The following is a 10,863-nucleotide window of genomic DNA, read 5'->3' as shown; positions in this document are numbered from 1 at the left end:
AATTCAACATCTTGTAAAGATCCACCTGATGGCCAATCCTTTGGGGACCAACCACCATGTCCGAATCAAGCGACATCACCGATTTACCGTCTCACATTGCGTATCAGCGGACCAAAAAACACATTGACGTTTATGCAATCATTTATCTCGAACTAACGCGGGTGGCATGATGAAAAATAATTCCTGGATAACAAAACTGGTTTGGTTGGGCGCGATAATTCCCTGTATGGTACACGCAGAATTTCTGGATCTGGCGACTATGCCATTGCAGACTTCCGGTAGTTCGGATGTGAAACCTAATCTGATGTTTGTACTGGATAACTCAGGCAGTATGGGGTGGGATTATTCACCGGACTGGGCAAATTCTTCTTCAGACTGGTTAAGGGAGAATTCCGATTACAACACCCAGTATTACGATCCTGAGGTGCTATACAGCCCACCTTTAAATTATCAGGGTGTGAGTATTGCGAATCAAACGAGCTTCAATACAGTTTCAAATGAAGTAAATGATCAAGGCGGTACCAAAAATGGAACTTCCGACTTGAGGAATAGCGCATTTTATTATGCGTTTACACCCGGCGAATATTGCACTACGCCCAATTTAACCAGTTGTGTCATTTCCAAAGTACCGACCGGTATTTACACTTATCCGGCTGATATCCGCTGGTGTAACAGTAGCACCGCTGCGGCCAGGCGTACATTGTCAGGCTCCCAGCGTTGCCAGAAAATCCGTAATGCCAGCGCTACTGTCAATGACAGCAACACCTATACCTTTTTACGCAGACCCATTGCTACATATCGGTTGACACTCACCAAGAGCAGCAATAACGCGAGCGTACAAAGTATCAAAATAAATAATATCGAAATTTTATCCCAGACTGTATCTGCCAACTCGTCAGATAACAGTAGTGATTTGGCAGCATCCGTACTCAGTGCTATTTGTAGGGGTAGTTTCTCAGGCAATTGTAATCTAAGCGGTAATACGGTTACCCGTAGTAGCAATGTGTTGACTATAGACACACCGGCGGGTGAACCTGTCAATACGGCATCACTTATTCAAGTCACAATGAGTGGGGGGAGTTTTTCGGCGCAACTGACTACGGATACGACCAACGATATTCCGGGCAGTATGGTGTATGTAAAGATCAGCAGTAATATCAGCAGCTATTCTGCACCAGGGCAGGTAACTAAAGGGATCGACCGGACAGACTGTGCCGGCGCTACCTGTACCTATAACGAGGAAATGACCAATTTCTCGAATTGGTGGGCGTATTATCGTACGCGTATGCAGTCGATGAAAACAGCGGCCAGCCAGGCATTCAAATCATTGGACTCTCGCTATCGCGTGGGCTTGGTGACCATTAATAATCCATCGTCAAATTACCTGGCGATTGCACCATTCAATACGAGCCAAAAGCAGTCGTGGTATGAAAAGCTATTTGCTGTTTCGCCGAATGGCGGTACTCCCCTTAGAACTGCCTTGTCCAGCGTCGGCCGGCATTTTGCAGGGAAGAAAACACTTGGTAACGATGATCCTATCCAGTATGCATGCCAGTCAAATTTTGCATTATTGACGACCGATGGGTACTGGAATGACACCTCCAATCCGGTAAAAGTGAATGGTTCGGCGATTGGCAACCAAGATGGCGGGAGTACCCTGAGGCCTCAACTGGATAGCAGTAATAAATCCAATACACTTGCCGATGTCTCTAAATATTTTTACGACACAGATCTGCGGGATGGCAGCTTATCCAATTGCAATGGTGCGTTGGGCTCCTCGGTATGTGGTACAGCGAATGATTACCCCAAGCAGAATATAGTCACTATGACGCTAGGTTTAGGGATTGATGGTACGTTGGTTTACACCGAGGACTACAAGAATCAGATCATTGGGGATTTCAGGGATGTGACCACCGGTAGCAAAAACTGGCCAGACCCTACCGCTAGCGAAGACGGCACCCGTATCGACGATCTATGGCATGCAGCAGTCAATTCAAACAGTACTTATTACAGTGCGAGTAACCCGAAATTATTAAGAGAGTCGCTGGCGAAGGGTCTTTCTGAAATCAAGGCGGTTCAGGGCGCAGCCGCGGCGGCGGCGGCCAGCACGCTGGCACCTACAGATGGGGACAACTTTCAATATGTTGCCAGTTATCAGACGGTGAAATGGACAGGCAATCTTGAGGCGCGCACTGTCGATGTGAAGTCATTAGAGACTTCGGAAAATGCGGTTTGGTGTGTGGAGAACGTCTCTGCTACCTCATGTACATCCCCTGCCATAGAAACCAGGCTTACTGGCAATGGTAGTACATCTATCTATTGTAAAAGTACTAATTCAAATCAATCCAACTGTGATGGCTTAGGCGGTAAATTAGGTTCGGATCCGCAACTGAATACGAGCGAAACCTCGTCCTGCTATGTGCAGATTGCAGGTAGTTGTACCGGCAGGTTGCAGACTCAAGTGGCTAATAATAGCCGGAAAATCTACTTCAACGCCAATAATGCCCTGGTCCCCTTTACTGGGGACAATTTACCGGCCTTACAAAAAACTGCATTAACCAACGGTTATTTGGCATTAAGCCAGATGCAGGGATTGCCGGCTTCTGATCCTAGAATTTCAGATGCCAATAAAGTCAACAAGCTAGTGGATTATCTGCGAGGTAACAAAACTTACGAAGATACCAGCCTGAATACGGTCGCTGCTAACCGCCTGTTCCGAGAACGCCAGGCGACCCTGGGTGATATCTCTCAGTCGCGTCCCGCTTATTTCAAGGCTTCAATTGCCACCTATCTCGATGCTGGTTATAAAGCGTATCGGGATGCAGCAGTCGCCAATCGAACACCGGCAGTATTCGTCGGCGCTAACGATGGCATGTTGCATGCTTTTAATGCCACTACCGGCGATGAGCTGTGGGCGTTTATTCCTACGCCGGTCATCAGCAACCTGGCGAATCTGGCAGACAAGGAGTATGGGGCCAATTTCCATACTAACTATGTCAATGGCAATCCAACAGTCGCAGATGTCTGTGTTTCAGGTTGTAGCGGCAGTGGTGCTGTATGGCGAACCATTCTTGTGTCGGGATTGAATGGCGGCGGTCGAGGCTATTTTGCACTGGATGTGACTAACCCGGCTGCCCCCACCTTGCTCTGGGAATTTAACGCGCAAAACCTTGGTGTAGGTGTTAACCTGGGCTACACATTTGGTAATCCGCTGATCACGAAAATGCTTGATGGACGCTGGGTCGTTTTATTGACCTCCGGCTACAACAATGGCACTTACGCGCGAAAACTCAATGATGGCACTTTTGTCAATAATAGCCCGATGGGAGATGGCCGAGGTTATGTTTATGTCGTGGATGCAGCTAGTGGAACTGTATTGAAAGTGCTTTCCACTGGAGAAGGTGATGCCGCCAACCCCAGCGGATTATCAAAGATTACTACATTTGTGGAGCAGATATTTGAAAACAATACTGCAGTAAATGCGTATGCCGGGGACTTGAATGGCAATATCTGGCGTTTTGATATTAATACCAATGCCGTTACCAAGATTGCTACCTTGCGTGATGCCAATGGCAATGTACAAAAGCTGACAACCGCACCTGTCATGGTCAGGGTTGGCAAAAATACCGCAACTATCGTTGGCACCGGCAAATTCCTTGAGGTGGCGGACTTGACCAATACACCACAGAACTCCATCTATACCTTTAAAGATGGGGGTCAGACAACGGCAATCGGGCGCAGTCAGCTGGTATCACTTGCGTTGAGTGGTGATCGCATAGTTGCCGCAAGCACAGCGGTCAACTTCAACACCGGGTATGGCTGGTATCTGGATTTTCCGGCAGGGGAGCGTGTGAATCTGGATCCGAAAGCTGTGGATGGAGTCATGCTGTTGTCGACCATAGTGCCTAATAGTGAAGCCTGCAGCGGTGCTGGCTACGGATTCTTGAATTATTTTAATTATGAAAAAGGTGGCAGCATGCTACCTAGCGGACTTGTGTCAGAACGGCTGACCACACCTGCCGTCGGTTTTAATCTGGTCTATGATCAAAATAATGTGCCACACATAATGGTGACAGGCAGTGATGACCCTACCCCAAGGCAGGTCAACATGGATGAACAGATATTCGGCAAAGGGAATGGCGGACCGGGAGAAATTGATAATATTTTTAAACGTAGAGAAAACGGTAGCTACGGCACCAAGCAAAGCTGGCATGAGCTGATTCAATAAACAATAAAAAGCCCCGGTCAGGGGCTTTTTTATATCTAATGCGTTACTTCACATTTTTCGCGAATACATACAAAATCGCACAAATCACTACAACAATACCAATCAGTGCATAGATGCCAATAGCGCCTTGAAACATACCTGCCTCCTGTCGTGATAGTTGAGGGAAGGTTTATTCTAGAGACACATCTGGTGACTGTCTATGCGTGTGAGTCCTACAACAAGACGACTTTATTTGGTGACTTTATGTGAGCGAGTGATGGCAGTTTGGCAGGCCAAGCTGCATCGGCAACCAGTAATGTGGTGAGGGCTTATGCCTTTATGCCAGAGACCGCATGGTAAGCACTCTGTGACAGATGAGAGGATTGATTAAACGACTTCTAGTGACAGTTCTGCTGGCTTGTATATAGCCAGTATATTGTTGTCAGCGACGATGTCTTCCGCCAGGTACATAATATCCTGTGCGGTCATCAGTTCAGGCATGCTAGCGGTATAGGTCAGTGGTTCTTCCTGCCAGTTGTTCATGGTATTTCCTTTCGATGCTCAGCTGTATAAGTTAATAACGTCATGTCGAATTAAATCTTGATAGCAATCACATGCAACACTGATTTCCATCACTATGATTTATTCTTATCGATGACTAGCTTACTGGCCTTGTATGAAAATTTAATGAAGCAAATATGCAATGTTTGTGTCACAACATTCTTTTCCAGCAGGTGGTATAAAGTATTGAATGCGCGCAAACTAGAGGATCTACACGGCATACAATGAGAGCGCTCACATAATGAAAACCCTTAAAGTGGCAGGCATGCTGGCGGTGATGGTGGTCATAGGTGCAGGTGTGCTTTACTGGCAAAATCTGCATGAAGACGGGCCAGAAGCAGTGCGCAGCAGTGCACTTGCGCAGATGATCAATCAATGTGATTTAATTGCCACAAAAGCAGCGGCAGCATTGCCTGAGAGTTTGCCATTCCAGAAGCAGGAGAAGTTTGCCAGGCAATCGCGCGTGTTGGATCGGTGCATGCAGGATAGAGGTTATCAGCAAAACCCGGCCTGGGTTGCCCAAGCAACCGCGCGTGCCAGCGAGATGGCACATACGCAAGCTATTTCGCAGGATGAGGCTTACGAAACCCTGCGCAGGCAAGCGATGTTGAAGGGTGAGGCGACTGGCGCTAACTACTGGCGCAAGCGTCCTTAGTTAGCGTTTTTGTCCCAGGTAATCGGTTTTACCCAGTGGCACGCCAATGTGGCGCAATATGTTATAAGCCGTGGTGATGTGGAAGTAAACGTTAGGCATCGCCCATTTTTCCAGGTAATCAAGCCCGGTGAAAGTCAGGTCTGCTTTTCGTATTGTCAGCACCACTTCTTTACTCTCTGCGCCTTCTAATTGCGCTGGCTGGATTTGCAATAAAAAATCGATGGTTTTATCGATTCTGGCATACAGCATCTCAAAACTGGTTTCATCATCTGCATATTGCGGTACTTCCAGTCCAGCCAGCCTGGCGCCTGCACCTTTGCTGAGGTCGCTCACTAATTGTATTTGCCTGGTCAGCGGATACATATCGACAGACAAGCGGCTGTTCAGGATCACTTCGGGGGCTACTTTTTTCTGCTCAGCGTATAGTTCGCCTTGTTGCAAAATGTGTTTCAGGTTTTGCAGGTTGCGCACCAGCGGCGCAATACTAAAATCATATAGATGCATGGAGATAACCTTCAATATTCATAACGGCGATATTGTAACGCTTCCGCGATATGTGTATCACTAATGCTTTGGCATTCTGCCAGGTCTGCAATCGTGCGCGCCAGTTTCAGGATACGGTAATAACTACGCGCAGATAACGAAAATTTTTTCATTGCCGCCTGCAGCAGCGAATGGCTTTTATCGTCCAGCTGGCAGTGTTTCTCTATTTCAAGTGGGCCCAGGGCTGAATTGGGCTTGTTTTGGCGCTGCATCTGCCGCTGCCTGGCCAGCACCACACGTTCGCGGATAGTCGTGCTGGCTTCCCCTGCCTGGGTATGGCTGAGCTCTTCTGGTTTGAGCGCAGGCACCTCGATATTCATATCAATGCGATCCAGCAACGGGCCGGAAAGCTTGTTTTTATAGCGTGCAATCTGCTCCGGCGTACAGCGGCAGCGCTGGTTATAGTGTCCATAATAGCCACACGGGCAGGGATTCATCGCGGCAAGTAATTGAAACTGTGCCGGGAAGGTCGCTTGCCTGGCAGCACGGGAAATGGTAATGATGCCGCTTTCCAGCGGTTCACGTAGTACTTCCAGCACTTTTCGGTCAAATTCGGGCAATTCATCAAGAAACAACACGCCATGGTGTGCGAGGCTGATTTCACCGGGTCGCGGAACGCTACCGCCGCCAACCAGCGCGACCGCCGAAGCGGTATGGTGCGGCGCGCGGAACGAACGCTGTTTCCAGCTGGATGCCGGAAATTGGCTATTGAGCGAAAGTATTGCCGCACTTTCCAGCGCTTCTTGTGTAGACATCGCGGGCAGAATACTCATAAAGCGATGTGCCAGCATACTTTTTCCGGTGCCGGGAGGCCCGCTCATCAATACGCTGTGTTGCCCGGCGGCGGCGAGCTCTAAAGCACGTTTGGCGCGTAATTGTCCTTTGACTTCCCGATAATCTGAACCAATTTGTGGCTCACTACAATCTATAGCCGGTTGTTGCGGCAGCGCCTGTTTTTCAGACAAATGCGCGCAAACGGCAAGCAGGCTATCTGCCGCGTAAATGGTGGAACCTTCGACCAAGCTGGCTTCGTATGCACTTTCTTGGGGCAGGATGGCGGCGCGGATGCCTTGAGTGTCTTTACTTAATTGATAGGTCATGGCGAGGGCGCCGCGAATTGGTCTTAGAGCGCCGGTGAGTGCCAGTTCGCCGGCAATCACATAACTGGCAAGATGCTTTTTCGGGAGCTGGCCGGAAGCCGCCAGAATGCCCAGCGCAATCGGCAGATCATAGCGGCCACCTTCTTTTGGTAAATCCGCAGGAGCCAGGTTAACCGTGATACGTCTGGCAGGGAATTCAAATTGAGCGGTCTGGATAGCGGCGCGCACACGGTCCTTGCTCTCTTTTACTTCGGTTTCTGGTAAGCCAACAATGGTGAAACTCGGCAGGCCATTGGCCAAGTGTACCTCTACGACGACTTCTGGTGCTTCCATCCCGCTTAAAGCGCGACTATACAAAACGGCCAAACTCATGCTGCACCCCTCTTAACGGAATGCTAACAATTGTAAATTATTTTTTACTTTCTGATGCGTGTGCTTGTTCCAGTGCATCGATTTTTTGTTCAAGGTCGCGCAATTGTTGCTGAGTGCGAGCCAATAGCGCGGACTGGATATCAAATTCTTCGCGCGAAACAAGTTCCATTTTGGTGAGCACGCCCTGAATTAGTGCATGCATATTAGACTCTAGCTCTGAAATTGGGCTTGAATCAATTAATTGTTTGATTTTAAAAGATAATTCTTTAATTCTTTCGTTTGAAAATAGCATGGTTCAGGGCTCCTTTTTCTGGAATTTTAGCATGCAAAGCGGCTAAAAATATACGTTTATTCAATGGTTTATTTGTATAAAACAATAAAAATCAACAACTTATAAAAGTATTTTTATTTATATTTTATTTTAAATAATATAACTATATGATTTTAAACGGTTATGTATATTGGCACATGCTTTGCTTAGTCGTCAATGTTGTTTCATTCTCGTTTACAACAATTCGATCAAGACTTTATAGAGAGAGGACTCATAAATGCGTCAATCTATTTTACTTACAGCAGTATTAGGCACCTTGTCACTGGCACAAGTTTCTTATGCAGCTGAAGCTGAAGAAAAAGCGCCAGCGGCTGTAGAAGCGAAATCTCCTTGGGCAGCGACAGCCAACATTGGCTTCGTGTCTGATTACTACGCACGCGGTATTTCACAAAACTGGCACAAGCCATCTGTACAGGGTGGTCTGGACATTACCCATGACAGCGGTTTCTATGTGGGTGCCTGGGGTTCTAACGTAACACCTAATACATTTCCTGATGCAACCGCTGAAGTGGATATCTACGGTGGTTATAATGGTGCCGTGCCTGGTATCGAAGGGTTAGGCTACAGCGTCGGTTTGATCGGTTACTTGTATCCAGGTGGTTCATGGAAAAAATACAGAGGCTCTGCTTCTGTTGGGCCAAATGGTGCTAACACGGTATTAACCCCACGTGGTGGTCGCTGGGATACAGCTGAAGTAAACTTTGGTCTGGCCTATGGTTGGTTAAGTACAAAACTTTCTGTGACATTGACTGACTGGTTTGGCGCTGAACGCTCTACTGGCTGGGATGGCAGTACAAAAGGCAGTACCTACTTTGAAGTGAACGCGAACTATCCATTGCCATGGTGGGACTTGACACTGGTAGGTCACGTAGGCCAATTGAACGTCAATGGTAAACTGGATACAACCTTTACGACTGACGGTTTAAACTTGCCAAGTTCTAGTTTTTCAGGCGCTTCCAGCCCTGATTACACTGACTACAAAATCGGTTTGAGCAAAGCATTTAAAATCGGCGCTTCTGAAGGCTGGAACGGTGGTATCTACTACGTAGGCGCCAGCAATAAACAGTATTGGGGTGAAAACGGTTACGGCGGTACAAGCTTTAACGGTAAAGGCGATAGCGTTCGTGCGCAAAGTAAAGATTTGAACGAAGGTCGCTTGGTATTGACACTGACTCGTACTTTCTAAGTGTTGTAAAACATAAGTGCTGTAAATACATCTGGCAGGCGTGGTGCCTGCCGGAGTTAACAACAGGAGAAGCAAATGAAATTTGTGTCCGCAATAATCAAGCCATTCAAGCTTGATGAAGTGCGTGAAGCTTTGTCCAACATCGGGGTACAAGGCATCACCGTCACTGAAGTTAAGGGGTTTGGACGCCAAAAGGGGCATACCGAGTTGTATCGTGGCGCCGAATATGTGGTCGATTTTTTGCCAAAAGTAAAACTCGAAGTAGCCATTAAAGACGACATGCTGGACCAGGTGGTGGATGCCATCGAGAAAGCTGCGGCGACAGGTAAGATTGGCGATGGCAAAGTATTTGTCTTCGATTTGGAACAAGTTTATCGTATCCGCACCGGTGAAACCGGTCCGGATGCGTTATAGGAGAGGGCTTCAGCTATGAAGAAAATTCTTTCTGTGTTATCGCTGGTCGCCTTGATGGGTCTGGCAGCAACTCCAGTGGCTTATGCTGAAGAGACCGTGACTGAAACAGTCACGATTGAAGAAACCGTAACGCCAGATGCTGCGCCTGCAGCCGAAGCGCCAGCAGCAGAAGCTGCACCTGCCGAAGCGGAAGCCGCAGCTGCGCCGGCAACCCTAGATGTGGGTAACACTGCATTTATGATCATTGCGACAGTACTGGTTATTTTGATGACTATCCCAGGCCTGGCACTGTTCTACGGTGGCCTGGTACGCCAGAAAAACATGCTTTCAGTATTGATGCAGGTTTTTGTGGTGTTCTCGCTGATCTCAGTCTTGTGGGCTGCTTACGGCTACAGTCTGACCTTCACTGAAGGCAATATGATCATCGGCGGATTGAGCAAGGCATTCCTGTCTGGCATCACCACTGATAGCTTGTCCGGCACCATTCCCGAGTATGTGTTCCTGACCTTCCAGATGATTTTTGCTGCGTTAACACCTGGCCTGATTGTCGGTGGTTTTGCTGAGCGTATCAAGTTCTCCGCCGTACTGTTATTTACCGCATTGTGGGTGACATTCGCTTACATTCCAATCGCACACATGGTGTGGGGTGGCGGCTACCTGGCTGAGTTGGGTGCTAAAGACTTCGCCGGTGGTACTGTTGTACATATCAATGCGGGTGTTGCGGCACTGGTTGGTGCGATGATGCTGGGTAAACGTATCGGTTACGGTAAAGAAGCGATGCCTCCGCATAACCTGGTGATGACCATGATTGGTGCTTCGTTACTGTGGGTGGGTTGGTTCGGCTTTAACGTCGGTAGCGAACTGGCTGCTGATGCGACTGCCGGTATGGTGCTGATCAATACGCAATTGGCAACAGCTGCAGCGGTCATCGGCTGGATATTTGCTGAATGGTTGTTCAGAGGCAAACCAAGCATGCTGGGTGCTGCTTCAGGTGCGGTTGCTGGTCTGGTAGCGATTACACCGGCATGTGGATTCATCGGCCCTATGGGTTCTATCATCCTCGGTTTCACTGCCAGCTTCGTAAGCTTGTGGGGCGTGACCAAGCTGAAAGGCGCTTTGGGTTACGATGATTCACTGGATGTATTCGGTGTGCACGGCCTGGCTGGTATCTGGGGCGCGGTTGGCACTGGGGTACTGATGGCGCCTGGTCTGGGTGGTGTTGGCTACGCTGAAGGCGTGACCATGGGTGGTCAAGTGACTACCCAGATCATCGCCGTAGTCGTGACGTTGATCTGGACGGGTGTTGTGAGCGTGATTCTGTACAAAGTCGTTGATGTCGTGGTTGGTCTGCGTGTCAGCGAAGAGTATGAACGCGAAGGCCTGGATACAACAGAGCATGGTGAACGTGCTTATAGTCTGTAACACTCTGTATTAGCCGCCTGTGACCACAGGTGCGCTAGAAAAAAACGGCTCTTTCAGGGCCGTTTTTTTTGA

The 10,863-nt window shown here is 48.4% G+C and carries 9 protein-coding genes; 5 read left to right on the top strand and 4 right to left on the bottom strand.

Features of this window, described 5'->3' with window-relative positions; genetic code table 11:
* Positions 1-169 precede the first annotated feature (169 nt).
* Positions 170-4,228 carry a pilus assembly protein gene (locus VK958_RS09840; protein ID WP_325241009.1) on the top strand — a complete coding sequence of 1,353 codons (4,059 nt, stop codon included), beginning with the start codon at positions 170-172 and terminating at the stop codon, positions 4,226-4,228.
* A gap of 366 nt (positions 4,229-4,594) precedes the next feature.
* Here VK958_RS09840 and VK958_RS09835 read toward each other — a convergent pair whose 3' ends face one another.
* On the bottom strand, positions 4,595-4,750 hold the full coding sequence (locus VK958_RS09835; protein WP_200934447.1) for a hypothetical protein: 156 nt from the start codon (positions 4,748-4,750) through the stop codon (positions 4,595-4,597).
* A 259-nt stretch (positions 4,751-5,009) separates the two neighbouring features.
* Between VK958_RS09835 and VK958_RS09830 the strand changes: the two genes are divergently transcribed.
* Entirely contained in the window at positions 5,010-5,423 is a 414-nt protein-coding gene (locus tag VK958_RS09830) for a hypothetical protein (RefSeq protein WP_325241008.1), read from the top strand.
* Here VK958_RS09830 and VK958_RS09825 read toward each other — a convergent pair whose 3' ends face one another.
* The 3 genes from VK958_RS09825 to VK958_RS09815 are packed head-to-tail and all read right to left on the bottom strand — an operon-like array spanning position 5,424 to position 7,730.
* Positions 5,424-5,927: a DUF1993 domain-containing protein gene (locus VK958_RS09825; protein WP_325241007.1), complete on the bottom strand. Its 504-nt coding sequence runs from the start codon at positions 5,925-5,927 to the stop codon at positions 5,424-5,426. It lies immediately after the preceding gene.
* Between the two features lie 11 nt (positions 5,928-5,938).
* Positions 5,939-7,438, bottom strand: coding sequence for a YifB family Mg chelatase-like AAA ATPase (locus VK958_RS09820; protein ID WP_325241006.1), 1,500 nt, complete (start codon positions 7,436-7,438; stop codon positions 5,939-5,941).
* 37 nt (positions 7,439-7,475) lie between these two features.
* A complete protein-coding gene (locus VK958_RS09815) occupies positions 7,476-7,730 on the bottom strand; it encodes an accessory factor UbiK family protein (protein ID WP_325241005.1) in 255 nt (84 codons plus the stop codon).
* Positions 7,731-7,986: 256 nt separating this feature from the next.
* On the opposite strand from VK958_RS09815, the gene VK958_RS09810 reads away from it, so the two are divergent.
* The 3 genes from VK958_RS09810 (at position 7,987) to VK958_RS09800 (ending at position 10,791) form a co-directional block, all read left to right on the top strand.
* Positions 7,987-8,955: a TorF family putative porin gene (locus tag VK958_RS09810; protein WP_325241004.1), complete on the top strand. Its 969-nt coding sequence runs from the start codon at positions 7,987-7,989 to the stop codon at positions 8,953-8,955.
* A 75-nt stretch (positions 8,956-9,030) separates the two neighbouring features.
* The gene (gene glnK, locus VK958_RS09805; protein ID WP_018986930.1) at positions 9,031-9,369 is read left to right on the top strand and encodes a P-II family nitrogen regulator; all 339 of its coding nucleotides are present in this window, start codon (positions 9,031-9,033) and stop codon (positions 9,367-9,369) included.
* Between the two features lie 15 nt (positions 9,370-9,384).
* A complete protein-coding gene (locus tag VK958_RS09800) occupies positions 9,385-10,791 on the top strand; it encodes an ammonium transporter (RefSeq protein ID WP_325241003.1) in 1,407 nt (468 codons plus the stop codon).
* The last annotated feature ends 72 nt before the right edge of the window (positions 10,792-10,863 follow it).

This window comes from Methylophilus sp. (assembly GCF_035460085.1).
Classification (GTDB): Bacteria; Pseudomonadota; Gammaproteobacteria; order Burkholderiales; family Methylophilaceae; genus Methylophilus.
The sequence above is the reverse complement of the archived record's forward strand: the minus strand, read 5'-3'. Positions and strand labels throughout refer to the sequence as shown.